This is a genomic window from Marinobacter iranensis (genome assembly GCF_029207565.1).
Classification (GTDB): Bacteria; Pseudomonadota; Gammaproteobacteria; order Pseudomonadales; family Oleiphilaceae; genus Marinobacter; species Marinobacter iranensis.
Genome location: NZ_JANCMW010000010.1, coordinates 164,680 through 190,067, shown reverse-complemented (window position 1 = coordinate 190,067; position 25,388 = coordinate 164,680). Strand labels below are relative to the sequence as shown.

The following is a 25,388-nucleotide window of genomic DNA, read 5'->3' as shown; positions in this document are numbered from 1 at the left end:
AATTCATCCATGAGTACAAATTATCCCTTTTTTACTCACTCCGCAAGATCTGGAAGGACGCTGTAGCTGCTAACGCCTGCAGCATGCGCGACCTTGGAATGGTGCCGAAGGCGCCATGGAAAGGGCGTCCGGCGGCCATCGGCCGCGTACTGCTGCGACTTGTTATGGGCCAGGAGCACAACACCCTGACCCTTGTTGAATTGGTGGGCACGGTACTGTGCCGTATGAACAAAAGACACAGCAGTCTCCATGCTTGGGCTTTAGTAAAACATGGCAAGACTCACACTCGTAGAAATACTGGCATGAGTCGGTAGGCATCGTTTCCGCTTTCTGGTGGCCACAGTTTGGACATTTAATAGTTGATTCCAAGACTACATCGACCATAGCCGTGCCCTCCTGAAAGGTATGAATTTCAGTCCCACCCAAACTGGACTTGGCTCAGCACAGAAACTGACCAGGCCTATAACGCCATTGTTCAGCGGCAGCCTTGGCAGAGCGAAGCGGCGACAAGGCTGTCCGGTGGAGGGCCTTCAGGCCCGGAACGTACTGGAACTGTTGGTTAAGCTGCTTCGAAATCCAGGGGATGAATACCATCCAGATTGACCGTACTGCGAGCCACCCAGAGATCATACATATCTTGCATCGCCAACCAGCTTTCAGGGGTACGCCCGAGAACCTTGGACAGCCGAAGAGACATTTCCGGGCTAATACCACTATCCCCTTTGAGCAATCGGGACAAAGTGGAAGGTGAAACGCCCAAACTGGAAGCAAGCTGACGGGAACTGATTCCGAAAGGCGCCAGGTACACCTCCCGAATGAATTCACCGGGATGTGGCGGATTATGCATAGTCATTAGTGATAATCCTCATAATCAAGTATGTAGGCGTTGCCGTCCTGAAATTCGAACGTCATGCGCCAGTTTCCGTTTACCCAAATCGACCACCGCCCTTTGTCTTTGCCCTTCAATGGATGAAGCCGAAAACCAGGGATATCCATGTCTTCCACTGAAGTGGCGGTATCTAGAGCAGCAAGCTGCATACGCAGCTTCTTGGCGTGATCAGACTGTATGCCAGCCATGCTGCCAGTCGAGTAGAACCGCTTCAGTCCTTTGTGACGGAATGATTTAATCATGAGGGGATTCTAGCATGTTGCGCACCACGCAACAATAGAGCTTAACGCCAATGTTAAGCGGCGACCTTTTTGGAGCGCAGCGGAGAAAAGGGCGTCCGGTGGACGGCCGTCAGGCCGGGAACGAACTTGAACGACTGGTTACAAAGCAAGTGCACCCGTTTACCCCCGCTGCTCTGCCGAAAACTGATGTTCGATAACTTCATAGTGCTGCACCGAAAGGTCAGGCTCAAGCTGATAAGCCTCATCTTCCGGATACAAGCGTGCCTGCGAAATATCGTTGCCAGCAAATGCCTTGATGGCCTCCAGGTTGTCCCAGTACGTGATGAGGGTAAGTTCTATTTTGGCGGCCAGTGAACGACGGAAAATTTGAGCACCGAGAAAGCCAGGTGTTGCAGACGAATCCTTGATGCCAGTTTCGTAAAGATAGCCTGTGAACCCTTCACTGTGGGCTTCAGGCACTCGGCATTTCCATTCCCTGGCGATCATTACTACTCACTCTCCCTTGATTTGTAACGCCAGCGCACAACGGCGCCCTTGTAATGGAGGCGCAGCCGCAATGGAAAGGGCGTCCGGCGGCCACCGGCCGCGTATTGATGCGCCTTGTTATGTTTTATTTGAAATGGCCGTAAACGCCCCAGCCACGACCAGTTATGCCCAAATTCACCAGCAAGTCATCCTCTTGCTTGCCCACATAATCTGGATTTTCTGACTCCCAGATCTTGCGTTTGACGTACTTTGCCCAGACTTTTTCGAACTGACTTTCCGGGTTTTTGTTTCCGTTACAAACCTCAACGAAGCGCTCTTGAGCGGGTGTTTCGGGAGTAATTGCTCCGCGCATGAGTGCTGCCAGCCAAGAGCCGTATGTGATTAGCAGCTCGATCTCGTCCTCGGAAAAGAGTGTATCGGGCACATTAGGCTGAAACTCCATTTTCCGATATTTTAAGTGCTCTGCTGAAGCCACTGATCACTCCAGAAAACATAACGTTGAGCTTAGCGGCGCCCTTGTAATGAAGGCGAAGCCGCAATGAAAAGGGCGTCCGGCGGCCATCGGCCGCGTACTACAGCGACTTGTTACATTTCGAGCTCGTCAATACGTTTGACAATAGCGTCACGATCTAGGTATTGGATAGCAATCTTGTTTTGGTTACTTAGTCTATTGATTATCGCTGCACCACCAACGCAAAGGCCGCTCATGAAACACATAAAGAATAACCAGATCCCGGATAGAAACTGGTACTCAGTAGCACCATAAACGATGATCAAAAGAAGAACCCCAAGTCCGCCGAATACACCGCACCACAAGCCATTCTTAGTAGCTATAGGCTGATCGATTGCCGTCAGAATTGACTGCAAGGTATTGAGTTCAAATTGTTGTGGGCCTTCAGCAGGCATGAAGTCTCCCTAGATGTAACATTTGTATATGAGTCGCCACGACCACTTTCCCGGCGACCGATATCCCAAATTAGATATTCCTCAAAACTAGGAAGAAAACCCCGCCAAGTCAATAAGTTCCATTTGCTTTCCTTGGATTCTCCTAAAGCACAAATGGTCGCAAAGACTCGTATCCCATTTTCACGCAGCTCTCCAACTCAATGATTTGAAAGTTAAAAAGCAAATCTTATCGCATCCCTACCAGATCATGGTCGCCACGATCATTTTTCTGGTTGCGGCGTCTTGGCTCAACGAATAAACTGTATAAATATACAGCTTAGACAGGATCGTACTCATGGATGACATACCCGTCCCGCTACCCGCCAATCCTACTCGTTTCATGGATCGTTTCCGCGCATTTATACGTGCCAGGCATCTCGCCTACCGAACGGAGAAAACTTACTGCTTCTGGGTACGCGAATTTATTCGCTTTCACGATAAACGTCACCCTGAGTCCATGGGGTCCACGGAAGTGAGCCAATGGCTGAGCCATCTAGCGAACAACCGAAACGTGGCGGTAAATACCCAGAAAACGGCCCTGAACGCGCTGGTGTTTATGTACCATCAGTTTCTGGATAAGGAGTTGGGCGAACTGCAGTTCACCAAAACGTCCAGGGGCCGCAAACTACCTACCGTTTTCACACATGATGAAGCGATATCCGTGTTGGCAAACATGAAGGGCACGCACCGTTTGATTAGCGGCCTTATGTATGGCTCCGGTTTACGAGTGATGGAGGCAGCCCGGCTACGCGTTCAGGATGTGGAATTTTCAGAGCCCTGTTTGTTTGTGCGGGAAACCAAAGGCGATAAGTGGCGGAGGACAATTTTGCCTTCTTCGGTGTGCGAAGTACTGAAAACCCAGATTGAGTTTGCACTGGCGCTCCACCAGCAGGACTTACAGGATGGATTTGGAGAGGTCTATTTGCCCAACGCTCTGTCGAAGAAGTACCCAGGCGCCGCTAGAAGTCCGGGTTGGCAATATGTGTTTCCCGCTCACCGCCTGGCCATTGATCCCCGCTCTGGTGTCCGTCGCCGGCATCATATTGGTGAACAGCAGGTCAGGCGTGCTGTAAAGGCCGCGACCAGTGCGGCAGGTATTCGCAAGAAGGCCAGTTGCCACACGTTCCGCCACAGCTTCGCCACCGATCTGCTGCGGCGGGGAACCGATATTCGCAGCATTCAGGAATTGATGGGCCACAACGATATCGGTACCACCCAGATTTATACCCATGTGGTGGGCACCCATGAACGCGGCATCAGCAGCCCTCTGGATACCCCTACAGGATTCAGCCTTTGACGGGCATGGGTACGGATAATGCTAAACTGCTCGCGAAACCACACAAGCGCCGGAGACAGGGCAATTCATTGAGCCATTTTAAACCTCTCATCGCCAGGGAGTGGCAGGCCTTCTGGCTGGCCATCGGGTTCCTCACCCGTATCCCCATGCTGGTACGTATCGACTATTCCCCCCGCCTGATGAATCAGTGCAGTGTCTATTTCCCGCTGGTGGGGCTGGTGCTGGGCCTGATCTATGCCGGGCTATACGTCGCCTTTGTGCAGCTTTGGCCCCCCTTGGTGTGCCTTGTGTTGGTGACTGGTTTTCACCTGTGGATTACCGGCGCTTTTCATGAAGACGGGCTGGCAGACAGTGTGGATGCCCTGGGAGGTGGGTATTCGCTGGAGGCAAAACTCAGGATCATGAAGGACAGCCGCATCGGTACCTACGGCACGGTGGCGCTGATTGTGGCACTGGCGCTGAAAGTTGCGTTGTTGGCTGAGGCGCAACCGGTCTGGCTGGCTCTGATTCTGGCTCCCATGGTGGCCCGCCTCGCGCCACTGCTGGTCATGGGGTTTCTGCCCTACGTGACCGACCCGGAAAAAAGCAAGAGCAAGCCGGTGGCGGAGGGCTTTTCACGAACCCGTCTGGCGGTTGCCGCGCTATTCACCGCGCTTGTTTCCCTGGCACTGGTGCCGACAGCCCCAGCTATCTGGCTGTGGCTTATACTGGCAACTCTGGGCGTTGCCCTGGCCTGGGGCACATACCTGCACCAGCAATTGGGTGGCTACACCGGCGATACCCTGGGCGCCAGTGTGGTGTTCGCCGAATTGGTCCTGCTGCTCGGGTTGGCGATATAGACAGCAAACCATCAGTTCCGAATTCGGCGAGTTTTTGCCCGTGGCGCTGGTACACTTTCAGGCATGGACACATTAACCGATGATCTCTGCTACCAGGCACTGAAAACCCGGGATGCGCGTTTCGACGGCCGCTTCTACACCGCCGTTCTGACCACGGGGATTTTCTGCCGCCCGATCTGCCCGGCTGTGACGCCCAAGCGGGGCAATGTGCGCTTTTACCCATCTGCGGAAACCGCCATGGCCAATGGTTTCCGCCCTTGCCTGCGGTGCCGGCCGGAGGCCGCTCCCGGCAGCCCGGCGTCGGCCGGTGCGCACACTACCTGGCAACGGGCTGTGCGGCTGGTAGAGGAGGGCGCCCTTGATACCGGGTCGGTAGCGAACCTGGCAGAGCGCCTGGGCATTACCGACCGCTACCTCCGCCAGCTTTACAAACGCCACACCGGTGTAAGCCCCCAGCAACACGCCCATGCCCGGCGCCTGTTACGGGCGCGGCAGCTGATTGTGGACAGCAACCTGAGCATGACGGAGATTGCCGATATCGCGGGTTTCAGCAGTCTGCGACGCTTCAACCACACCCTGAAAGAGGCCTATGGCAATGCGCCCACTGCCTTTCGCCGGGGATCGAAACACCTGAAAAGCAGGGCGACAAGCAGCCCGGAGGATCCCTTCCTGCCAGCCCGCGACGACCTGGCGTTGTTCCTGCGGGCACGGCCCCCCTTTGATGCCGAAGGGCTGCTGGCGTTTTTCCGGGCGCGCGCTATTCCCGGCCTGGAAGCGGTCGGCGATCGGTATTACGCTCGGTCGCTCTATATCGGCGAGCAACCGGGGCTGGTGATCTGTCGCCCGCTCACGGATCCACCGGGCGTGCAGGTTATTCTCCGGGGCCCGGCACGGCGTGCCATTCTGGAAGTGAGCGCGCGGTTACGGCGATTATTCGACCTGGACGCCGATCTGCCCGGAATCACTAGCCACCTGGCGCAGGACCCACTGCTGCGCCCTCTGGTCGAGCAGCATCCCGGCCTGCGGGTGCCCGGTTGCTGGGACAGGTTCGAATTCGCAATGCGGGCCATCCTGGGGCAGCAGATTTCCATTACCGCTGCCCGCACCCTTGCCGGTCGACTGGTTGCCAGCCACGGAACCCCACTGCCTGACGAACTCGTGGCCGGCACAGGAATTACCCACCGATTCCCGCACCCGGTGGATGTGGCACGCCAGCCGCTGACCAATATGGGTCTGCCCGGCAGCCGGGCAGCTACCCTGGCACGGGTCGCGGCGCAGTTTGCCGAACCCGGTTTTACTGAACTGGATAGCACCACGCTGCTGGAGCAATTGGCCCCCGTGCGTGGTGTTGGCCCCTGGACACTCAATTATCTGGCCTTGCGTGGCCTGGGGGACCCGGATGCCTTTCCGGCCAGCGACCTGGGCATACTCAAGGCCTCGGCCCTCCTTGGCGGCCCAACAGATGCCAAGGCGCTGACCCACTACGCTGAGCGTTGGCGCCCATGGCGGGCCTATGCCGCCCAGTACCTGTGGACGTCACTGGCCAACCACCCATCCCGGCAGGAGACAACATCATGACCACACAAATCCATGTCAGCCGCTTTCCCAGCCCCGTCGGCCTCCTGAGCCTCGCCACGGTGGATAACCACTTGGTCCACCTGGACTTCGAAGACCACGAAGATCGCATGCATAAGCTGCAGACACGTCGGTTCCGTCAGCCAGAGTGGCAGGAACAACCCCATTCCGCACCCAAGGCCATAACCGAGTGGTTGGAAGCCTACTTCGCCGGTGTTATCCAGCCACTGCCTTGGAGCCAGATCCGCCTGACCGGCACCGAGTTCCAGCAACAGGTCTGGCAGGGGCTTACCGGCATTCCGGCGGGAGAACATCGCTCCTACCGGGCATTGGCGGAAACCCTGGGCAACCCGAAAGCGGTGCGGGCCGTGGCCCGGGCCAACGCCCTCAACCCGGTGGCCATCCTGATTCCCTGTCATCGGGTGATCGGGGCTGATGGCTCGCTTACCGGATACGCCGGCGGCCTGGAACGTAAGGCCTGGCTTCTCGACCACGAGGCAAGGAACCTGAAAGGGGTTTAACCCGGCGGGGCTGGGCATTCGCTGCGATAACGGCCACAATCACGGCACGGATGTCCCTCAAAAGGATCAGGAGCTCAGCCGAACATGCCACCCCATACGCCCCTCGCCCAACCTAAGGGCGCGCAGGAAGACAAACGCGCGCTCTGGTCGTGGGCTCTGTACGACTGGGCCAACAGCGCCTTTTTCACCATTATTCTGACGTTTGTATTTGCACAATATTTCAGCGTGTCGGTGATGCAGGACGAAGTCGAAGGCACCGAGGCCTGGGGTAACATCGTAGGCATCTCCGGCGTATTCATCGCTATCCTGGCGCCGATTCTGGGTGCAGTTGCCGACCAGTCGGGCCGCCGCAAACCCTGGTTCATCAGTTTCACCCTGCTATGCGTGATCTCCTGCGCCATGCTGTGGACGGTTACCCCGGAACAGGACCAGTTCTGGAAAGCAGCACTGTGGGTGGGCCTGGGCACGCTCGGCGCCGAGTTCGCCTTCATCTTCTACAACTCCATGCTGCCGGACCTGGCCAGCCAGGAGCGCACCGGCCGCTGGTCCGGTTGGGCCTGGGGGCTGGGTTACACCGGGGGCGTTCTGAGCCTGGTGGTGGCGTTGTACGGCTTTATTGAAACCGATACCAGTCTGTTCAACCTGAACCGGGACGAAGCCGAGCATGTACGCGCTACCTTTGTCCTGGTGGCCGTGTGGTACCTGGTGTTCGCCCTGCCGGCGTTCATCTTTGTTCCGGACCGCCCACCCACCGGCCTGCGCCTGGCCGCTGCCACCCGCGCCGGGTTCCGGCAGCTGAAAGAGTCCATCGCCCATGTTCGCGAGTATAAGGACATCGTGCGCTTCCTGATTGCCCGCATGCTGTACACCGACGGCCTGGCCACTATTTTCACCTTTGGCGGGGTGTACGCAGCAGGTACGTTCAACATGGGCTCTACGGAAGTGCTGCAGTTCGCCATCGCCCTGAATGTCACGGCCGGGCTGGGGGCCCTGGGTTTTGCCTGGATTGATGATGCCCTGGGTGGGCGTAACACCATCCTGCTGTCACTGGTGGGGCTTGGCAGCAGTGCGCTGGGTATCCTGTTGGTGGACGGTGTCACCGCCTTCTGGGTGTGGGGCATGATCCTGGGCATCTTCGTGGGGCCGCTGCAATCCGCCAGCCGTTCCCACCTGGCCCGCATAGCGCCGCCTCATCTGCAAACCCAGATGTTCGGCCTGTTCGCCTTCTCCGGTAAGGCCACCGCGTTTGCGGGTCCATTGCTGGTGGGTTGGGTCACGGCAGTCACCGACAGCCAGCGCTGGGGTATGAGCACCATCCTGGTGTTTCTGGTGGTTGGTTTCCTGCTGATGCTGACGGTGCCTGCAACCGAAATCCGAGATGGTCAGGAAACAGCCTGATAGCGTCAGTTGGCCCCGGCGGTGAACCAGCCAGCGATGGCAACCACTGCCAACAGGCCGAGCCAGAGCCACACGCCCCGATTCACCAGTTGGATAGCCGCACCAATGGTGTCTGCTGATGCCTCCGCACCTTCACCCAACACCGGCCGCTGCTTCAGCCCCGAGCCGTATGGAGCCGGCCCGCCCAGCTCAACGCCCAATGCGCCGGCCCCGGCAGCCATCACCGGCCCGGCATTGGGGCTGTCCCAGGCCGGCGCCTGTTGCCGCCAGCAACGCAGGGCACGACGGAAATTGCCAAGCACACCGTAGGTCAGTGCCGTCAGGCGCGCGGGAATCCAGTTCAGCACATCGTCCAGCTTCGCCGCTGCCCGGCCGAAATACAGGTAACGCTCGTTGCGGTAGCCCCACATGGCATCAAGGGTGTTCACCAGCCGGTGCAGCAGCACACCGGGCACCCCGGCCACCAGGAACCAGAACAGGCTGGCAAACACCGCATCGGCGCCGTTCTCCAGCATCGATTCGGTGGCCGCCACAGCGATGCCATTCTCATCCAGCTCCGCGGCATTACGGCTGACGATACGGCCTACCTGTTCCTGGGCATTTTCAAGGTTGCCCCCGTGCAATGCGTCAGCCACCGCCTTGCCATGCTCCGTCAGGCCACGGATGGACATGGCGAAGTACAACACCACGGCCTGAAACAACAGGTACTCCCAGCCACCCAACATCCACCGCAACAGTTCTGCGGCTACCAGCACGGGCACCACAGTGATTAACAGGCCTGACAGACCCAGCAATATCGACCGCCCCCTTCGCCCGGGTTGCCGATTCAATGACTGCTCCACAAAAGCAGCCACACGCCCGAACCCAACAAGCGGGTGCCACCGGCGCGGCTCCCCTAGCCAGCGGTCCAGTAGAACGGCGATGGAACAGGCGATCACTGCGAAAATAAAGGCGTTCAAATCAGCAATATCTCTTTAAGCGGGCTAAACCTGTGAGTAAGAAACCGGTTGGGTAAGGCTTTCATGGCCAGAACGAAGTCTAACCGAGTCACCGCCAATCTTGACACGGTTCCTGGTCACGTAGACCATCTTCGTTTCGATTCTTCAGGAACCTGCCATGCTCCGTCTGCCTTCATGCTGGACCCAACAGCTCCCGACCCCCGACGAACACAGTTTCCAGCGCGCAACAGAACGCCAGCGGGTTCTGACCAAACCACCGGGCTCTCTCGGCCAATTGGAACAGCTTGCCATCCAGTTAGCTGGCCTGTACGGATGCGAGCAACCAACCGTGGACCCGGTGCGGATCACCGTGTTTGCAGGTGACCATGGTGTGTGTGAAGAAGGCGTGTCTGCATTTCCGCAGGAGGTGACGGCGCAGATGATCGCTAATTTTGCTAATGGCGGTGCGGCCATCAGCGTGCTGGCAAAGCAACTGGGCGCGTCGCTGGAAGTGGTGAACCTGGGTATTGTCGGCGAGGTGCCGGCACTAACGGGCGTGCGGGATGAACAGATCGCACCGGGCACGGCCAACCTGGCGGTAACCGATGCAATGACGGAAGCCGAAGCATGCAGCGCACTCGCCATTGGCGATGCCGCGGCGGAGCGTAACGCCAACAACGGATGCCGGCTGTTTATTGGCGGTGACATGGGCATCGGCAACACCACCAGCGCTGCCGCCCTGGCCTGCGCCCTCCTCAACCGGTCACCGGAGACGCTGGTTGGCCCCGGCACCGGCCTGGACACCGCCGGGGTTTCCCATAAGAGCGCAGTGGTGAGCCGTGCGCTGAAACGACACGGCGATAACACCGACCCTCTGGCAATGCTCGCCTCTCTGGGTGGCTTTGAAATTGCCGCACTGGCAGGGGCCATCCTGGGCTGCGCGGCGCGAGGCATTCCCGTGCTGGTGGACGGATTTATCGTTTCCGTGGCGGCGCTGGTGGCCGTGCGCCAACAGCCCGAGCTGCGGCCCTGGCTGCTGTTTGCCCATCGGTCGGCGGAGCCGGGGCACCAGGCGGTACTGGAAGCCCTGGATGCCAGGCCATTGCTGGATCTGGGTATGCGCCTGGGTGAGGGCAGCGGCGCTGCAGTGGCGGTACCATTGCTTCGTAGCGCCTGTGCCCTGCACAACGGGATGGCCAGCTTTGCGGATGCCGGCGTTACCGACAGGGAGGAGGGCTGAAACCGGGATGACCATGAGCCATAACACCACCACGTTTTTCGACCTGATCCGCCATGGCGAACCTGCCGGCGGGCCGATGTTCCGGGGCAGCAAGGACGATCCGCTGAGCGACACCGGCTGGCAGCAGATGAACGCTGCCATTACCGATGAGGACCAGTGGGACCTGATCGTCACCTCCCCGCTGCTACGCTGCCGCGCCTTCGCCACACAGTTAGCGGAGCAACGCAGGATTCCCCTTCACCAGGAGCCACGGCTACGGGAGATCGCTTTCGGTGACTGGGAAGGTAGAACCTCCGATAGCATCATGGCGGACACACCCGAGGCGCTGACCCGCTTCTGGAGCGATCCGGTCAGCTACCCACCGCCCGGTGGCGAGGCTATCACCGAATTCCGACAACGGGTGGCCAGCGCCTGGCAGCACTGGCAACGGCAAGCAACCGGGCAGCGGGTTCTTGTGGTATGCCACGGCGGTGTGATCCGCATGGTCCTGGCAGAGGTCATGAGCATTCCCAGCGAGCGTTCGTTCTCGGCCCTGAACGTTCCCTATGCCTGTCGCAGCCGTATTCGTGTGGACGAGTCGGAACATGGGCGGCTAAGTTGCCTGCAAATGCACGGTCGATAATCAGCCTTTCAGTGTCTGCGGCAGCCCCGCCACACTCATCAGCACCCGTTCACTGCAGGCGGCAAGGTCCTGGTTGAGCCACCCCAGTTCGTCACAGAAGCGGCGGGTCAGCGGGTCCATGCCAATGGTGCCCAGGCCCACTTCGTTGCTGACAATCACCACCTGACCGGGATAACTCTCCAACGCCTGCAGGAAGGCAGCGCGCTCGCGGGCAAACACCTCATCGCCGGCAAACAACAGATTACTGACCCACAGGCTCATACAATCTACTAGTAGTAATGGTGCCTGTGGACTGCCGCCATATTCTTCCAGTACAGAAGCCAACCTTACCGGCTCTTCGGCCAGGCCCCATTCCGCCGGGCGGTTCTGCCTGTGGCGCTCCACCCGCAGGGCCATTTCTTCGTCGCCGGCTGTCGCGGTTGCCAGGTAAACGACCGGCTCGCCCGAGCTATTGGCAGTGCGCTCAGCCAGCGCGGTTTTACCGGAGCGAATGCCCCCCAGAACGAGTGTACGAAGTTCAGACACAACGAATCCTTTTCTCGGTTCAGTACCAACGTCTTACCCCATATCATGGCCGTAAAACCGCGCCACTGCTATATTGCGTGTTGAGTTCCCCATGCCTAACCGGCGCAAAAAGGAAGCGAGCAATGCAGGCAGAGCTGATCGAAATACGCAACCATCTGGCCCAGCACGCCCCATTTGACGAAATGCCGGAGGAGCTCCTCGACCGCATCGTCTCGGACATCGAGATTGCCTATTTTCGCGCCGGTACGGATATCCTCAAGTTGGGCGAGCGTAACGCCTACCTGTACTACGTGCGCAGCGGTGCCGTCGAGATTTATCGGCGTTCCGGTGAGCTTTACAACCGCATCACCGAAGGTGAGATTTTCGGTCAGTTTGGCCTGCTGATGAACAAAACCGTGCGGTTTCCGGCCAAGGCCATTGAAGACTCCCTGATATACCTCATTCCCGACGAGATTTTTCAGTATTTGTGGGAAAACGATGATAACTTCACCGATTTCGTCGAAATTGAGGACCATTCACGCCTGCGTTCGGCGCTTTCCCGGCGTGAGAAATCGAATCAGCCGATGACCGCCCGGGTTACCCGGCTGATTTCCCGCGAGCCGGTGATGGCACCCAATACCGTGCGGCTTCAGGAGGCCGCCCGCATTATGACGGATCAGGGCGTATCCGCCCTGTTGCTGATGGACGAAAACGGTGACAGCCCCAGGCTCTCAGGCATCATAACCGACCGCGACCTGCGTACCCGCGCGCTTTGCGAGGCCCTGCCGTCGGAAACACCGATCAGCGATATCATGACCGACGACCTGATCACCACTAACTCCAGCTCCTTTATTTTCGAAGCCATGCTGACCATGCTGCATAACAACATCCATCACCTGCCGGTGATGGATGGCGATAAAGTGCGGGGGGTCATTGCGCTGTCGGATATCGTCAAGCATGAGTCCCAGAGCAGTCTCTACCTGGTGAGCAACATCTATCATCAGCAGGACGTGAAGGGGCTGAAGCGCCTGAGCAAGGAAGTACCCAACACCTTTGTGCGCATGGTACGGGAAGACGCCAATTCCCATATGATCGGCAGCGCCATGGCCGGTATCGGCCGCAGTTTCAGCCAGCGGCTGCTGGAGCTGGGAGAGGAGAAGCTGGGGCCGCCACCGATCCCCTACTGCTTCATGGCTCTCGGCTCCATGGCCCGGGATGAGCAACTGGTGGTAACAGACCAGGACAACGCCATGGTGCTGGACGACAGCTTCGACCCGGCACAGCACGACGAGTACTTCCTGGCGCTGGCGAAATTTGTCAGTGACGGCCTGGCGGAATGCGGCTACACCTATTGCACCGGGGATATCATGGCCACCAACCAGAAATGGCGCCAGCCATTGAGGGTGTGGAAAGAGTACTTCGCCGACTGGATCGAAAACCCCAAGGCCGAGGCCCTGCTGAACAGCAACATTTTCTTCGACCTGGACGGCATTTATGGCCGTACTGAGTATACCGAAGAGCTCAAAACCCTTATTGCCGAGAGGGCCAGCAACAGCCAGCGATTCCTGGCGATGCTGGCTCGCAATGCTCTCAACCGCACGCCGCCACTGGGCTTTTTCCGCACTTTTGTGATGGAGGAAAGCGGCAAGCAGGCCAAAACCTTCAACCTGAAGCGTCGGGGCACGGCGCCGGTTTCCGATCTGATTCGGGTACACGCCCTGGCCCGTGGCTCTCGGGCTCAGAATACCTTCAACCGCCTCAAGGCCATCGGGGAAACCAAGCTGATTCCGGAAGACGGGGTGGATAACCTGAGAGACGCCTTCGAATTCATTGCCATTGTACGGATTCGCCATCAGGCTCTTGCCATTGAAGCCGGCCGCGAGCCGGACAATAACGTGCGGCCGGAGGATTTGTCGCCCTTTGAACGCAGCCACCTGAAGGACGCTTTCCAGGTGGTCAGCCAGGCCCAGAAATTCCTCAAATTCCGCTATCACGCGCAGGTGGGCCGGAATGTCTGATGAGCAGGAACACGCTGGCAGTGAAGCCCTCACCGAAACTCTATCCTGGCCCGAACGTTACCGGGAGCTGGCAGAAAAAGCGAAAGACCCACGCCTGAAGGCCTTCTACGAAGCAGGTTGTGTGGCACCTGAAACCCCCGTGAAGGACGTTCCGTTCGTGGCGGTGGATTTCGAAACCACCGGCCTGGATCCTGACAAGCACTCCATCGTCAGTATCGGCGTGGTGCCGTTCACCCTGGGCCGGGTGCAACTGGGAGGTTCCCGACATTGGCTGGTGAAGCCACAGCTTCCGCTGCACCAGACCTCCATCACGATACACGGCATTACCCATACGGACATCGGCAAGGCCCCTGACCTGGAGGAGGTGCTGGACGAAGTCCTCGAAAGCCTGGCGGGTCGCATTCCGGTAGTGCACTACCGCAGTATCGAACGGCCGTTCCTGAACATGGCCCTGAAGTGGAGAATCGGGGAAGAAATATGTTTTCCGGTGATGGATACCATGGCCATCGAGGCCCACCTGCATCCCAACCGGAAACTCACCTGGTGGCAGAAGCTGAAGGGGCAGCAGCCTGTCTCAATTCGACTGGGAGACAGCCGGCTGAGGTATGGCCTGCCACACTACCCACCCCATAATGCCCTGGTGGATGCGCTGGCCAGTGCCGAGTTGCTGATGGCCCAGATCCAGCATCACTTCTCGCCAGAGACCCCTATCCGGGATCTCTGGTTATAAGCGGCCGTCGGCCTAGTTGGAAGCGGTACGGCTGCTTTGCTCCACTTCGCTGATCAAAGAGCCATAACCCTCTTCTTCCATGTCCTCCAGCGGGATGAACTTCAGCGCCGCGGAGTTCATGCAGTAACGCAGGCCGGTGGGGGCCGGGCCATCGTTGAATACATGCCCCAGGTGAGAATCCGCGTATCGGCTACGGACCTCGGTACGGGTCATGAAGAAGGTGTTGTCTTCTTTCTCCACCACCATGTCCGGGCTGATGGGTTTGGTGAAGCTGGGCCAGCCAGTGCCGGACTTGTACTTGTCGCGGGATGAGAACAGCGGCTCCCCGGAAACAATATCCACGTAAATACCGGGCCGTTTCTCATCATAGTACTCGTTGCTGAACGCAGGCTCGGTGCCATCCTTCTGCGTGACGTTGTACTGCTCCTTCGTCAACCTTGCCTTGAGCGTCTTGTCGTCAGGTTTGGTAAACGTTTCCGGGTTGAATGCCTCAACCTTGCTGAGGTTTATGCCGGTATCGTCACCAGACACTTTGTTGACAGTAGCCCGCTCGGAGCCATCGCTGTTTTCAGGCTTGTACTGGGAATAATCCACTTCCTGGTCCTCGCCCCAGACCTTCTCGATAAACTGGTAGCGGCCGGAGTTGAAGGTGTAGAACTGGTAGCGCACCGGGTTCTTCTTGTAGTAATCCTGGTGATATTCCTCGGCCTCGTAGAAGGCTTCGAAAGGCACGATTTCGATCTTCACCGGATGGTCATATCGGCCAGACTCTTCCAGCGCCTTCACCGAGGCTTCGGCAGCGCGTTTCTGAGCTTCATTGTGATAGAAAATCGCCGGCCGGTACTGCTTGCCCCGGTCCACATACTGCCCCTTCACATCGGTGGGGTTCGCGGTGCGCCACAGGGCCTGGAGCAGGCCTTCGTAGGTGATCACATCAGGATCGTAATAGACCTGAACGGCCTCGGTGTGGCCAGTGCGTCCCCCGGAAACCTGTTGATAGCTGGGGTCTTTTTCATCACCTCCACTGTAGCCGGACACCGCCTCGACAACCCCCGGCACTTTTTCTTCATAGGATTCTTCAACGCACCAGAAGCACCCACCGGCAAAGGTCGCAACCGCCAGACCGGGGTCGTCGGGGGCGTATTGTGAATCCGACTCGTTGGAGGCACCAACCTGGAAACCGGTCAGTGCGATGGCTGCCGCCATGGACATCAGTAACAGATACCGTTTCATAATCTTAACCTCTTGCCCTTTGAATACTGTGACCAGTTTGCACGGGATTCATCACAGCATTTTCTCCAGACTATTACGTTTGTATAACGCCGGAGAGATCATTGCGGCTGCACGCAGGTCAGTCTGAAGGCTTTACCGGTAGCCGTATACAAAAGCATGCGCCCCCGGAGCCCGGGTTTTCAACACCGATATCCCCACCCTGCAGCGTCATGATCCTGCGGGCGATTGCCAACCCGAGGCCGGCATGGCCGCCAGTTCCCTCAGAGGATTCGCCACGGTAGAAAGGATCAAAGATATGGGGCAGGTCCTGCTCCGGAATGCCCGGCCCGCTGTCCCGAACGCAAACTTCCGGCAGGCCATCCGCCTGCCCGAACACCACTTCGATACGCCCCCCGGACGGGCTGTAGGCAATGGCGTTGCCAATCAGGTTATCCAGCACCCGTTCGGTCATGGCCAGGTCCGCGTAGGCCAGCGGCTGCTCCGGGTCACCGGCTACGGCAAGCTCAAGCCCCTTGTTGCGGGCTTCCGGCCCGTGTTTCTGAACCACGTCGTGCACCAGTTCCGCCAGCGGGAACGGTTCGGGCACCGGCTGCTTTTCCTGCGCTTCCAGGGCTGCCAGCTCGAACAGCTCGTCCACCAGGCGGCTAAGGCGCCGGCCTTCTTTAAGGGCGATGTCGAGAAAACGGTCCTGCTCGTCGGGGCTGAGGCGATCCCGCCGCAGTTTCAGGCTTTCAATGTATCCCTGCATGGAGGCCAGCGGCGTACGCAGGTCGTGGGATACCTGGGCCACCAGTTGGCGGCGTTGGGCGTCTTTTTCAGTCAATTGCTCAATCTGGGACGCAATCCGACTGGCCATGTCGTCAAAGGTGGCCCCCAGGTAGTCGATCTCGTCCCGGACCACGGGCCGCCTGTCACGCCAGGTATTGGCGGGTTGGCGGCTCATGTCGGTGTGCTCGAAATCCTCAACCAGCCGGGTCAGTATGGTCAGCCGGCGGGTCAACAGCCGGAATACCGCCAGCCCGGCAATCATCACCACCGCCAGGCTGACCAGCAGGGCCCATGCGCTCAGCTCCAGCAACTGGCCACCCCGGGCCATGGTTTCCGCGGCGTCGTATTCCTCGCCCCGGAGCACCACGTAGAGATAGCCTTCCGGATTGTCCGCCGATGGCACGGGTGTCACGGAGAATACTTTCTGCCGGTCATGGCTGCGGGGATCATCGCCCAGCACGGGGTAACGGCTCATATCGTCCATCAGCCGCTGTATCGGCTCCAGCGAAACCTGCTTGCGCTTGATCTTCGCAGGGTCCGCCGAGTAGGAGAGGATGGTGCCATCCAGATCCAGCAGGTAGATTTCGATACTGGGGTTGATGGTCATGTACAGCGCGAAGAGTTCTTTCAGGGCGCTGCGATCAAGCTCGCCTTCGCTGACCAGGTTCCTGTCGGCCACCAGGTTTTTCGCCAGGTCCCGGTGCAACTCCTGGTTCACGGACGCGTTGTACTCCCGCAGCGAGTATAGGCTGATAAAGGTATACAGCAGGCCAACCGCCAGTAGCAGCAGGAACAGGCCGACTGCCAACCGGGTGTAGAGAGTCTTCACCATGAATCATTCCCGGAAGCGATAGCCCACCCCCCACACGGTCTCGATAAACTCCGGCCGGGCCGGGTCCTTTTCGATCTTGCCACGCAGGCGGTTGATGTGGGTGTTGACGGTGTGCTCATAGCCTTCGTGGTTATAGCCCCAGACTTTATCCAATAGCTGGACACGGCTGAACACCCGCCCGGGATGGCTGGCAAAATGCCAGAGCAGTTCAAACTCCCGGGCCGTCAGTTCCACTTCCTGTTCCCGTACAAACACCCGGCGGCGATCCGGATCGATGCGCAATCCGTCGGTACTCAGCTCAGCGCTCTTTTCCTGACCGGCGCCTGTGGCTGGTGCAGACGCCATGGCATCCACCCGCCGGAACAGGGCTTTCACCCGCGCCGACAGTTCAGCCACGCTGAAGGGCTTGGTGAGATAGTCATCCGCGCCCATTTCCAGGCCCAGCACCCGGTCCAGTTCCGTGCTTTTCGCCGTCAGCATCAGTACCGGTACATAGCCAGGGCCGGAACGGATCTCGCGACACACCGCGAGACCGTCCATCCCGGGTAACATAAGGTCAAGAACCACCAGGTCGATATCCCCCTCACGAAAACGCTCAAGCCCGGTATCGCCCCGGTCACACAGTATGGGGGTCATACCAAGGTCGGCCACGTGCATGCGCACCAGCTCGCCAATACCCGGGTTGTCCTCAACAATCAGTACGTTTCGTGTCATAGGTTCCTGGCCTGTCGAAGGCGCCCGGTTAATTCATGGCATCCGACTTGTCCATGCCATCGCCCTTCATGCCATCCTTCATGTCGTCGTGCATGGCCTTGTCGTCTTTCATGCCCATTCCGTCATCCTTCATACCCATGTGGTCGTCGGACATGCCCTCTTTTTTCATATCGTGGCTCATGGAATCGGACATGCCGTCTTTCTTCATGTCGTGATTTTCCATTGATCCTTTCATATCGTCCTTCATCATGCCATTTTCCGATGCCATGTCATCGGCCTGGGCCGCGCCTGCCATCAAGCCAAACAGGACCATTGCTGCAACTGTGCTGAACTTGTTCATTGTGACTTCTCCCCAGTAATTTAAGCCTGCCTGGCTGACAGGCCCGGCATCTATCCTGGGTGCACGCCATCACGTGAGAGTCACGAGGTGTTAAAGAGTGTATAGCGGAAAGTTCACAAATGTGTCACGCCGAAAAGGCTGACCAGTCTTCTCAGCACAATGTGCAATTCCCCTGGACAGATCTTCCGGGGTAGGCTGTGGCCGTCCGGTGATTCTGCTCTTCATAGCGGGTTTCCTGTTTTGTCGTTAGAATGAAATCGAATTCCGATACGAGGTTGCAGTGACAGAAAAGACAACAGCAAGGGCGACGCCAGCGGACGCCTTCCGACGTGCCCGAAGGATGTGGCTGAAGGGTGAAAGAATTCACCTGGCGTCCCTGTCCGCGGAGCTGAACATCGGAAGAGCCACCCTGTTTCGCTGGGTCGGCAACAAGGATTTACTGCTGGGGGAAGTGCTCTGGTCACTTTATGAACCCGTGAGGCTTGAAGCGCTCAGCGTAACGCCAGGCCAGGGCGTGGATTTTGTGGTTGGGGTGTACCGGCACATTAACTCCATCCTGTTGCACTCCGAGCCACTGCGGCGCTTTATCCATGAAGACCCGGAGTACGCCCTGAAGATACTGACGTCATCCCAGTCCACGATTCATAGCCGCACGGTGGAGGCCAATACCCGCACGCTTCGGGAGCAGATAGCGGCGGGACATCTCAATCCGCCCCTGAACGTCAACAGCCTGTCTTATTTCATGGTGCGCCTGGCCGAGTCCTGCCTTTACAGCGACATCATCAATGGCCGGGAACCCCGTGAGGAGGAGTTGGAGGATGCCTGTACTGCGGTGCGGATTCTGCTTGGTGGGAAGGCCTGAAGCTGGGGGCTGATCCCGCGGCGGGGGTGCCTTTTCTTCTGGGAAAAATAACTCGCTGCGCTCAGACATCTTTTTCCCCGCAGAAAAGGCACCCCCACCCCGTGACCGACCTGACTCCAGTGGTTCTGTCGGATTACGCTTCGCTAATCCGACCTACATGGTGCAGCCCCCATACACCCCCGTAGGCCGGATTAGGCGAAGCCGTAATCCGACACTCAACTATCAGCCATCACAACTGCAACGACCGAACCTCCAGAAACTCTTCCAGCCCCCACTTGCCAAACTCACGCCCAATGCCGGAATGGCCGAATCCGCCAAATGGCGCCAGTGGGTTGAAGCCACCACCGTTGACGAATACCTGACCGGTGCGCATCTTACTGGCCACTTTCTTGGCGTGGTTATCATCAGCGGACCAGACTGCCCCGGACAGGCCATAGGCGGTACCGTTGGCAATCTCGATGGCCTCGGCTTCATCCTCGTAGGGAATCACGCACAACACCGGGCCGAAGATTTCTTCCTGGGCAATGCGGCTGTCGGGTTTGACGTTGCCGAATACCGTGGCCTTGACGAAGTAGCCCTGGTCACAGCCTTCCGGCGCTTCCGGGCCGCCGGTCACCAGGGTGGCGCCTTCCTTGATACCGATGTTGATGAAATCGATCACCCTGTCCCGCTGTTGGGCGGAAGCCAGCGGGCCCAGGCGGGTGGTTTCTTCCAGTGGGTTGCCGGGGGTCATTTTTGCCACCGCATTGGCGGCCAGTTCACAGGCTTCGTCATGCTTCTGTGCCGGCACCAGCATGCGGGTGAGCGCGGTGCAGGTCTGGCCGGAGTTCAGCAGGCAGTTGTTGACGGTTCCCTTCACTGCTTTTGCCAGGTCGGCATCCGGCAGGATGATCGATGCGGACTTGCCGCCCATCTCCAGGGCAAAGCGCTTGAAGTCATCGGCGGCGGCGTGGGCAATCAGGCTGCCGGTGCGGGTGGAGCCGGTGAAGGACACCATGCTGACGTCGGGGTGTTTGATCAGGGTGTCGCCCACGGTGTGGCCTTCACCGCAGACCAGGTTGAAGACGCCCTCAGGCAGGTCCGTTTTGTCGAGTATGTCCGCCAGGATATAGGCGCTCTGGGGCGCGATTTCCGACGGTTTGAGTACCACCGTGCAGCCGGCGGCTATAGCCGGCACCACCTTGAGGATTACCTGGTGCAAGGGGTAGTTCCAGGGGGTTATGCATCCCACCACACCGACAGGGGTGTGCTGTACTTCGGAGTTGCCAACCTGTTCAGCAAAGGTGAATTCCGGCAGCAGTTTCAGGTAGCTTTTGGTGATGGTGGCAGGCAGCCCCGCCTGAATGCCGGTGGCCAGTTTGATGGGCATGCCCACTTCCCGGCATACCGTTTCAGCAATCTCGCCAGCCCGCTCTTTCAGGCCGGCGTGCAGCTGCTCCAGTACGTGGAGCCGTTTTTCCAGGGTGCTTTCAGACCAGCTTTCAAAGGCAGCACTTGCGGCGGCGATGGCCTGTTCCATTTCTTCGCGGCCGGAGGCGGGAACCTTGGCGATGACGTCGCCGGTGGCGGCCTCATGAACCTCGATGGTCTCGCCATTCCAGTCCTGCCACTGACCGTTGATGTAGTTCCTGCTGAGATCTTTCATGGTTCTGCTCCTGAATCAGTCGAACACAATCACGCCACGGGCGTTCTTGCCAGCCAACATATCATCGAATGCCTGGAGTGCGTCATCAATGGGGTAGGTGCGGGTGACCAGTTCGTCGAGTTTGAGTTTGCCGGCCTTGTAAAGCCCCAGAATCCGGGGGAAGTCGTATTGTGGCCGGGCGGAGCCCAACCAGCTGCCCTTGAGGGTTTTCTCGTCCGCAGGTAGCGTCAGGGTGGTGATCGACGTTTTGTCCCTGGGATCGGAAACACCCACCACTACGGCGGTACCGCCACGGCCCAGGCACTTGTAGGCCTGCTCCACCACCGGGCCGGCGCCGACGCATTCGAAGGCGTAGTCCACGCCGCCGGTGAGCTTCTTTACGGCCTTGGCGGCGTCTTCCACTTCGTTGATGTTAACGGTGTGAGTGGCACCGAATTCCCTGGCCATTTCCAGCTTCTTGTCGTTGTTGTCCACCGCCACGATCATTTCCGCGCCGGCGGTGACGCAGCCCTGAATGGCGTTCAGGCCCACGCCGCCAATGCCGAAAACGGCTGTACGGGAGCCGGGTTCGACCTTCGCGGTGTTGAATACGGCGCCAACACCGGTCATTACGGCACAGCCCACCAGGGCAGCATTCTGCATGGGCACGGACTCGTCCACTTTGACGCAGTTGTCCACGTGCAGGGTGGCGTATTCGGCCATCACGCCGCAGGCACCGAAGACGTTAAGGTCTTCGCCATCCGCACCTTTGGTGCGAACGCTGCCATCGGGCAGGGTAAACATGGCCTTACGGGCGTTTTCACAGAGTACCGGGCGGCCGCGTACGCACTGGCGGCATTTGCCGCACATGGAGATGAAGGAACTGACGACGTGGTCGCCTTCCTGGAAGGCGGTGACACCCTCGCCCACTTCAATGACAACGCCGGCAGCTTCGTGGCCGAGGACCAGTGGCGCGGGGTATGGGATTTTGCCGGTGGTTGCGGACTGGTCGCTGTGGCAGACGCCGCAGGCACCGATCTTGATGGTGATTTCGTCCCATTTGGGGCCTTCCACGGTGATGGTTTCTACCTGAACGGGCTGGCCCCATTCGCGGCAGACGACGGCCTTTGCTTTTCTGTCCATTGTGTTTGATTCCTCGGTTTTACGTAGCTTTCTTGTTTGGGGGCTGGCCGCGGGGTGGGGTACCTTTTCTTATGGGAAAAATAACTCGCTGCGCTCAGACATCTTTTTCCCGCCAGAAAAGGTACCCCACCCCACGACCGGTCTGACAAAGTTGGCTTTGTCGGATTACGGCTGCGCCTAATCCGACCTACATGGGCAAACCGTGCAATCATAGGTCAGCGTAGGTCGGATTAGCCGAAGGCGTAATCCGACAAACAAGGTCCCACTAGAACTCCCCATCCTGCATCCCCAACACCGTGGTATCCACAGCACCCACCAACTCAGCCAGGCTGACCACTTTTGGCAACTCGTACCTGGCAAAATACTCACAGGCCTTCACCTTGCCCTCGTAAAATTCCGCCGGCTGCTCACTGTTTCCTTGCAGTCCGGCCATGGCCTTGATGGCCTGTCGCAGCCAGAGCCAGCCAACAACGGTGTGGCCAAAGGCTTCGAGGTAGAGCGAGGCGTTGGCCAGGGCTTTTTCCAGGTTGCCGCTGGCTTTTTCGGCGTTGATGGCGTCTGTCGCTGCGGCCATGGATTTCACGGCCCGGCCCAGACGGTCCGCGCATGGTGCCAGCCGTTCGATATCACGGGCCTCGCCGATGGTGGTTTCGATGCGGTCCATCAGTTCCTGGTAGAACCTACCGCCGGCCATGGAGATTTTGCGGCCCAGCAGGTCGATGCCCTGGATGCCGTGGGTACCTTCGTGGATCGGGTTCAGGCGGTTGTCGCGGTAGAACTGCTCAACGGGATACTCGCGGGTGTAGCCATAGCCGCCGTGTACCTGGATCGCCAGGCTGTTGGCTTCCAGGCAGAACTGGGACGGCCAGGATTTGATGACCGGGGTCAGCAGGTCGAGCAGGCCGGCGGCGAGTTGGCGCTGGTCTTCAGTTTCTGCGTGCTTTTTCTCATCCACCAGCATAGCGCCCTGCAGGCACAGGGCCAGGCCCCCTTCCACGTAGGCTTTCTGGATCAGCAACATGCGGCGGATGTCGGTGTGACGGATCAGCGGGACCTGGGGAGAGTTCGGGTCTTTCTCGCCAACGGGACGGCCCTGTTTGCGGTCGCGGGCGTAGTCCAGCGCATGCAGATAACCGGTGTATCCCAGCATGACCGCCCCCAGCCCGACACCGATGCGAGCTTCATTCATCATGTGAAACATCGCCGCCAGGCCGTTATTGGGCTCGCCCACCAGGTAACCCACCGCTCCGTCTTTCTCACCAAAGTTGAGCATGGTGGAAGTGGTGCCCCGATACCCCATCTTGTGAATCAGGCCTGCCAGCGCGACGTCGTTCCGCTCACCAAGGCTGCCGTCGTCATTCACCAGGATCTTGGGCACGATAAACAGCGATATACCTTTCACCCCGGCGGGGGCGTCCGGTAAGCGGGCAAGCACCATGTGGATGATGTTGTCGCTCAACTCATGGTCGCCGGCGGAAATAAAAATCTTGTTGCCAAACAGGCGATAGCTGCCATCGTCCTGCGGTTCGGCACGGGTGCACAGGTCGCCGAGGGACGAACCGGAGTGGGGCTCCGTCAGACACATGGTGCCGAAGAAGCGGCCGGCCATCATCGGCTCGGCGTATTTCTTCTGTTGGTGTTCAATGCCCTGGGTCATGATCAGATTCGCTGCCGCGATGGTCAGGCCGGCGTAACCCTGAGTGCCCACATTAGCGCCCTTGAGCATCCCCACGCACATCTGGGCCACGGCAGCGGGAAGCTGCATGCCGCCGCGCTCGTAGTCCTGACCTGCGGCCATCAGGCCGGTATCCCGCAGAACGTCCAGGGCTTTTTTGACCTCCGGCCGCATGTTCACGCGACCGTTCTCGAAGGTGGGTTCTTCTTCGTCCACCAGGCGGGCGTGGGGGGCGAACTCTTCCGCGGCCACTTTCAGCGACAGGTCCAATGCTGCCTGCAGGGTTTCACGGTTGTGTTCGGCGTAGCGTTCATAGCCCAGGGTCTGTTCGACGTCGTGGAGCTCGAACAGCTGGAACGCCAGGTCCTGGGTGTTGATGATCTTTTGTTGCATGGCCTCGTTGCCCTTGGCATGAATGAACACGGGTAGCCTGCCGGTCTGGAGTCTGGTCCTGCGGTGGGGGTACCTTGTCTGCCGGGAAAAAGATGTCTGAGCGAAGCGAGTTATTTTTCCCAGAAGAAAAGACACCCCGCCTCGGGCCCAGCCCCAAAACAAGCAGGCCAACAAGTTAAACCACTTCAAACAGGCCAGCGGCCCCCTGGCCACCACCGATGCACATGGTGACGACAACGTACTTGGCACCCCGGCGCTTGCCTTCAATCAAGGCATGCCCTGTCAAACGGGAACCAGTAACACCGTATGGATGCCCCACGGAGATAGAACCGCCGTTCACATTCAATTTTTCCATGGGGATACCCAGGCGATCGCGGCAGTAGACCACTTGTGACGCGAAGGCTTCGTTCAGTTCCCACAGGTCAATGTCATCCATTTTCAGACCGGTGCGTTCCAACAGCCGTGGAATGGCGAAGACCGGGCCGATACCCATTTCGTCCGGTTCGCAGCCGGCAACCGCAAAGCCACGGAAGATGCCCATTGGCTCAATGTTGTTCTTTTCGGCGTAGGTGGAGTTCATCACCGTGCACACGGACGCACCGTCAGACAGTTGGGACGCATTACCCGCTGTCACAAACTGGCCCTCACCACGCACCGGGTCCAGGCCCTGAAGGCCTTCGAGGGTGGTATTCGGGCGGTTGCACTCATCCCTGGTCAGGGTGACATCTTTCTGACTGACCTCCCCCGTTTCCTTGTCCTTCACCAGCATGGTGGCGTCGTAAGGTACAATTTCGTCGTCGAACTTACCGGTCTCCTGCGCGGCGGCGGTGCGCTGCTGGGAGAGCAGCGCGTACTCGTCCTGGGACTCACGGCTGACCCCATAGCGCTGGGCCACAATGTCGGCGGTTTCAATCATCGACAGGTACAACTCGGGCTTGTTCTTCATCAGCCAATCGTTAGTGGCGTGGAAGCTGTTGAGCTTGTCGTTCTGAACCAGCGAAATGGACTCCACACCGCCAGCCACCATGGCCGGCACCTTCTCCGAAACCACACGCTGGGACGCCATGGCAATAGCCTGCAAACCGGAACTGCAGAAACGGTTGATGGAAACACCCGCGGTAGTCACCGGCAGCCCGGCGCGGATGGCCGCCAGGCGCGCCATGTTCTTGCCCTGGGCGCCTTCGTGGAAGGTGGCGCCGAGAATGACGTCTTCCACGATGGACGGATCAATACCCGCCCGCTGCACCGCATGCTGGATAACGTGGCCGGCCAGGTCCACGCTGTGAGTGTTGTTCAACGCACCACGGTAGGATTTACCAAGGCCGGTACGGGCGGTGGAAACAATAACGGCATCAGACATAACAATTTCCTTCGTAAACAGTAGGTCGGATTAGGCGAAGCCGTAATCCGACACAGAGTTGAGGGTTTCGACGGCATTGTCGGATTACGCTTCGCTAATCCGACCTACAAGAGCGAGAGGTCAAAACTCCGAAGTAAGGTCGGTCAGGGGGTGGGGTGCCTTTTCTGCCGGGAAAAAGATGTCTGAGCGCAGCGAGTTAT

General features: G+C 58.8%; 26 protein-coding genes. 10 read left to right on the top strand and 16 right to left on the bottom strand.

What is annotated here, in order from left to right:
- Positions 1 to 162 precede the first annotated feature (162 nt).
- From NLU14_RS15755 to NLU14_RS15730, 6 genes are all read right to left on the bottom strand, one after another.
- Positions 163 to 318 carry a GDCCVxC domain-containing (seleno)protein gene (locus NLU14_RS15755; protein ID WP_476738652.1) on the bottom strand — a complete coding sequence of 52 codons (156 nt, stop codon included), beginning with the start codon at positions 316 to 318 and terminating at the stop codon, positions 163 to 165.
- Between the two features lie 241 nt (positions 319 to 559).
- The gene (locus NLU14_RS15750; RefSeq protein WP_099620049.1) at positions 560 to 853 is read right to left on the bottom strand and encodes a HigA family addiction module antitoxin; all 294 of its coding nucleotides are present in this window, start codon (positions 851 to 853) and stop codon (positions 560 to 562) included.
- Entirely contained in the window at positions 853 to 1,131 is a 279-nt protein-coding gene (locus NLU14_RS15745; RefSeq protein WP_275708219.1) for a type II toxin-antitoxin system RelE/ParE family toxin, read from the bottom strand. Before NLU14_RS15745 ends, NLU14_RS15750 begins: the two co-directional genes overlap by 1 nt.
- A gap of 159 nt (positions 1,132 to 1,290) precedes the next feature.
- Entirely contained in the window at positions 1,291 to 1,617 is a 327-nt protein-coding gene (locus NLU14_RS15740; RefSeq protein WP_275708217.1) for an antibiotic biosynthesis monooxygenase family protein, read from the bottom strand.
- A 124-nt stretch (positions 1,618 to 1,741) separates the two neighbouring features.
- Complete coding sequence (gene maoP / locus NLU14_RS15735) at positions 1,742 to 2,092, bottom strand: DUF413 domain-containing protein (protein ID WP_275708215.1); 351 nt, start codon at positions 2,090 to 2,092, stop codon at positions 1,742 to 1,744.
- 110 nt (positions 2,093 to 2,202) lie between these two features.
- On the bottom strand, positions 2,203 to 2,523 hold the full coding sequence (locus NLU14_RS15730) for a hypothetical protein (RefSeq protein ID WP_275708213.1): 321 nt from the start codon (positions 2,521 to 2,523) through the stop codon (positions 2,203 to 2,205).
- 334 nt (positions 2,524 to 2,857) lie between these two features.
- On the opposite strand from NLU14_RS15730, the gene NLU14_RS15725 reads away from it, so the two are divergent.
- From NLU14_RS15725 to NLU14_RS15705, 5 genes are all read left to right on the top strand, one after another.
- Positions 2,858 to 3,859 carry an integron integrase gene (locus NLU14_RS15725; RefSeq protein WP_275708211.1) on the top strand — a complete coding sequence of 334 codons (1,002 nt, stop codon included), beginning with the start codon at positions 2,858 to 2,860 and terminating at the stop codon, positions 3,857 to 3,859.
- Positions 3,860 to 3,927: 68 nt separating this feature from the next.
- The gene (gene cobS, locus NLU14_RS15720; RefSeq protein WP_275708209.1) at positions 3,928 to 4,698 is read left to right on the top strand and encodes an adenosylcobinamide-GDP ribazoletransferase; all 771 of its coding nucleotides are present in this window, start codon (positions 3,928 to 3,930) and stop codon (positions 4,696 to 4,698) included.
- Positions 4,699 to 4,761: 63 nt separating this feature from the next.
- Entirely contained in the window at positions 4,762 to 6,276 is a 1,515-nt protein-coding gene (locus NLU14_RS15715; protein ID WP_275708207.1) for a DNA-3-methyladenine glycosylase 2, read from the top strand.
- Complete coding sequence (locus NLU14_RS15710; protein ID WP_275708205.1) at positions 6,273 to 6,794, top strand: methylated-DNA--[protein]-cysteine S-methyltransferase; 522 nt, start codon at positions 6,273 to 6,275, stop codon at positions 6,792 to 6,794. Before NLU14_RS15715 ends, NLU14_RS15710 begins: the two co-directional genes overlap by 4 nt.
- Before the next feature lie 84 nt (positions 6,795 to 6,878).
- On the top strand, positions 6,879 to 8,192 hold the full coding sequence (locus NLU14_RS15705; protein WP_275708203.1) for an MFS transporter: 1,314 nt from the start codon (positions 6,879 to 6,881) through the stop codon (positions 8,190 to 8,192).
- A gap of 5 nt (positions 8,193 to 8,197) precedes the next feature.
- On the opposite strand, the gene cbiB is transcribed toward NLU14_RS15705, so the two are convergent.
- Positions 8,198 to 9,139: an adenosylcobinamide-phosphate synthase CbiB gene (gene cbiB, locus NLU14_RS15700; protein ID WP_420845070.1), complete on the bottom strand. Its 942-nt coding sequence runs from the start codon at positions 9,137 to 9,139 to the stop codon at positions 8,198 to 8,200.
- Between the two features lie 169 nt (positions 9,140 to 9,308).
- On the opposite strand from cbiB, the gene cobT reads away from it, so the two are divergent.
- Positions 9,309 to 10,370 (top strand): nicotinate-nucleotide--dimethylbenzimidazole phosphoribosyltransferase, encoded by a 1,062-nt coding sequence (cobT, locus tag NLU14_RS15695; RefSeq protein WP_275708198.1) that lies wholly within the window; start codon positions 9,309 to 9,311, stop codon positions 10,368 to 10,370.
- Between the two features lie 7 nt (positions 10,371 to 10,377).
- The gene (locus NLU14_RS15690; protein WP_275708196.1) at positions 10,378 to 10,992 is read left to right on the top strand and encodes a histidine phosphatase family protein; all 615 of its coding nucleotides are present in this window, start codon (positions 10,378 to 10,380) and stop codon (positions 10,990 to 10,992) included.
- Here the strand turns inward: NLU14_RS15690 and cobU are convergent, their stop codons facing one another.
- Complete coding sequence (cobU, locus tag NLU14_RS15685) at positions 10,993 to 11,517, bottom strand: bifunctional adenosylcobinamide kinase/adenosylcobinamide-phosphate guanylyltransferase (protein ID WP_275708194.1); 525 nt, start codon at positions 11,515 to 11,517, stop codon at positions 10,993 to 10,995.
- Positions 11,518 to 11,639: 122 nt separating this feature from the next.
- On the opposite strand from cobU, the gene NLU14_RS15680 reads away from it, so the two are divergent.
- Together NLU14_RS15680 and NLU14_RS15675 are read left to right on the top strand one after the other, a co-directional pair.
- On the top strand, positions 11,640 to 13,514 hold the full coding sequence (locus tag NLU14_RS15680; protein WP_275708192.1) for a putative nucleotidyltransferase substrate binding domain-containing protein: 1,875 nt from the start codon (positions 11,640 to 11,642) through the stop codon (positions 13,512 to 13,514).
- A complete protein-coding gene (locus NLU14_RS15675) occupies positions 13,507 to 14,244 on the top strand; it encodes a 3'-5' exonuclease (RefSeq protein WP_275708190.1) in 738 nt (245 codons plus the stop codon). Before NLU14_RS15680 ends, NLU14_RS15675 begins: the two co-directional genes overlap by 8 nt.
- A gap of 12 nt (positions 14,245 to 14,256) precedes the next feature.
- Here NLU14_RS15675 and msrB read toward each other — a convergent pair whose 3' ends face one another.
- The 4 genes from msrB to NLU14_RS15655 form a co-directional block, all read right to left on the bottom strand.
- Positions 14,257 to 15,477, bottom strand: a complete 1,221-nt coding sequence (gene msrB, locus NLU14_RS15670) for a peptide-methionine (R)-S-oxide reductase MsrB (RefSeq protein ID WP_275708188.1) — start codon at positions 15,475 to 15,477, stop codon at positions 14,257 to 14,259.
- A gap of 118 nt (positions 15,478 to 15,595) precedes the next feature.
- Positions 15,596 to 17,077 (bottom strand): sensor histidine kinase, encoded by a 1,482-nt coding sequence (locus NLU14_RS15665; RefSeq protein WP_275708186.1) that lies wholly within the window; start codon positions 17,075 to 17,077, stop codon positions 15,596 to 15,598.
- 3 nt (positions 17,078 to 17,080) lie between these two features.
- Positions 17,081 to 17,791: a response regulator transcription factor gene (locus tag NLU14_RS15660; RefSeq protein ID WP_275708184.1), complete on the bottom strand. Its 711-nt coding sequence runs from the start codon at positions 17,789 to 17,791 to the stop codon at positions 17,081 to 17,083.
- A gap of 28 nt (positions 17,792 to 17,819) precedes the next feature.
- Positions 17,820 to 18,131, bottom strand: a complete 312-nt coding sequence (locus tag NLU14_RS15655) for a hypothetical protein (RefSeq protein WP_275708182.1) — start codon at positions 18,129 to 18,131, stop codon at positions 17,820 to 17,822.
- Between the two features lie 280 nt (positions 18,132 to 18,411).
- Between NLU14_RS15655 and NLU14_RS15650 the strand changes: the two genes are divergently transcribed.
- Positions 18,412 to 18,993 carry a QsdR family transcriptional regulator gene (locus NLU14_RS15650; RefSeq protein WP_275708180.1) on the top strand — a complete coding sequence of 194 codons (582 nt, stop codon included), beginning with the start codon at positions 18,412 to 18,414 and terminating at the stop codon, positions 18,991 to 18,993.
- 229 nt (positions 18,994 to 19,222) lie between these two features.
- Here NLU14_RS15650 and NLU14_RS15645 read toward each other — a convergent pair whose 3' ends face one another.
- The 4 genes from NLU14_RS15645 to NLU14_RS15630 form a co-directional block, all read right to left on the bottom strand.
- Positions 19,223 to 20,638 carry an aldehyde dehydrogenase family protein gene (locus NLU14_RS15645; RefSeq protein ID WP_275708178.1) on the bottom strand — a complete coding sequence of 472 codons (1,416 nt, stop codon included), beginning with the start codon at positions 20,636 to 20,638 and terminating at the stop codon, positions 19,223 to 19,225.
- A gap of 15 nt (positions 20,639 to 20,653) precedes the next feature.
- Positions 20,654 to 21,760, bottom strand: coding sequence for a Zn-dependent alcohol dehydrogenase (locus tag NLU14_RS15640; protein WP_275708176.1), 1,107 nt, complete (start codon positions 21,758 to 21,760; stop codon positions 20,654 to 20,656).
- 265 nt (positions 21,761 to 22,025) lie between these two features.
- Entirely contained in the window at positions 22,026 to 23,828 is a 1,803-nt protein-coding gene (locus tag NLU14_RS15635) for an acyl-CoA dehydrogenase (RefSeq protein WP_275708174.1), read from the bottom strand.
- Between the two features lie 175 nt (positions 23,829 to 24,003).
- Positions 24,004 to 25,188 carry an acetyl-CoA C-acyltransferase gene (locus tag NLU14_RS15630; RefSeq protein ID WP_275708172.1) on the bottom strand — a complete coding sequence of 395 codons (1,185 nt, stop codon included), beginning with the start codon at positions 25,186 to 25,188 and terminating at the stop codon, positions 24,004 to 24,006.
- Positions 25,189 to 25,388 lie beyond the last annotated feature (200 nt).

Bases quoted from the DNA above. Each gene is read 5' to 3' on its own strand.
- NLU14_RS15755 (WP_476738652.1), bottom strand. From the start codon at position 318: ATGCCTACCGACTCATGCCAGTATTTCTACGAGTGTGAGTCTTGCCAT.
- NLU14_RS15750 (WP_099620049.1), bottom strand. From the start codon at position 853: ATGACTATGCATAATCCGCCACATCCCGGTGAATTCATTCGGGAGGTG.
- NLU14_RS15745 (WP_275708219.1), bottom strand. From the start codon at position 1,131: ATGATTAAATCATTCCGTCACAAAGGACTGAAGCGGTTCTACTCGACT.
- NLU14_RS15740 (WP_275708217.1), bottom strand. From the start codon at position 1,617: ATGATCGCCAGGGAATGGAAATGCCGAGTGCCTGAAGCCCACAGTGAA.
- NLU14_RS15730 (WP_275708213.1), bottom strand. From the start codon at position 2,523: ATGCCTGCTGAAGGCCCACAACAATTTGAACTCAATACCTTGCAGTCA.
- NLU14_RS15725 (WP_275708211.1), top strand. From the start codon at position 2,858: ATGGATGACATACCCGTCCCGCTACCCGCCAATCCTACTCGTTTCATG.
- NLU14_RS15715 (WP_275708207.1), top strand. From the start codon at position 4,762: ATGGACACATTAACCGATGATCTCTGCTACCAGGCACTGAAAACCCGG.
- NLU14_RS15710 (WP_275708205.1), top strand. From the start codon at position 6,273: ATGACCACACAAATCCATGTCAGCCGCTTTCCCAGCCCCGTCGGCCTC.
- NLU14_RS15705 (WP_275708203.1), top strand. From the start codon at position 6,879: ATGCCACCCCATACGCCCCTCGCCCAACCTAAGGGCGCGCAGGAAGAC.
- cobT (WP_275708198.1), top strand. From the start codon at position 9,309: ATGCTCCGTCTGCCTTCATGCTGGACCCAACAGCTCCCGACCCCCGAC.
- NLU14_RS15690 (WP_275708196.1), top strand. From the start codon at position 10,378: ATGACCATGAGCCATAACACCACCACGTTTTTCGACCTGATCCGCCAT.
- NLU14_RS15680 (WP_275708192.1), top strand. From the start codon at position 11,640: ATGCAGGCAGAGCTGATCGAAATACGCAACCATCTGGCCCAGCACGCC.
- NLU14_RS15675 (WP_275708190.1), top strand. From the start codon at position 13,507: ATGTCTGATGAGCAGGAACACGCTGGCAGTGAAGCCCTCACCGAAACT.
- msrB (WP_275708188.1), bottom strand. From the start codon at position 15,477: ATGAAACGGTATCTGTTACTGATGTCCATGGCGGCAGCCATCGCACTG.
- NLU14_RS15665 (WP_275708186.1), bottom strand. From the start codon at position 17,077: ATGGTGAAGACTCTCTACACCCGGTTGGCAGTCGGCCTGTTCCTGCTG.
- NLU14_RS15660 (WP_275708184.1), bottom strand. From the start codon at position 17,791: ATGACACGAAACGTACTGATTGTTGAGGACAACCCGGGTATTGGCGAG.
- NLU14_RS15655 (WP_275708182.1), bottom strand. From the start codon at position 18,131: ATGAACAAGTTCAGCACAGTTGCAGCAATGGTCCTGTTTGGCTTGATG.
- NLU14_RS15645 (WP_275708178.1), bottom strand. From the start codon at position 20,638: ATGAAAGATCTCAGCAGGAACTACATCAACGGTCAGTGGCAGGACTGG.
- NLU14_RS15640 (WP_275708176.1), bottom strand. From the start codon at position 21,760: ATGGACAGAAAAGCAAAGGCCGTCGTCTGCCGCGAATGGGGCCAGCCC.
- NLU14_RS15635 (WP_275708174.1), bottom strand. From the start codon at position 23,828: ATGCAACAAAAGATCATCAACACCCAGGACCTGGCGTTCCAGCTGTTC.
- NLU14_RS15630 (WP_275708172.1), bottom strand. From the start codon at position 25,188: ATGTCTGATGCCGTTATTGTTTCCACCGCCCGTACCGGCCTTGGTAAA.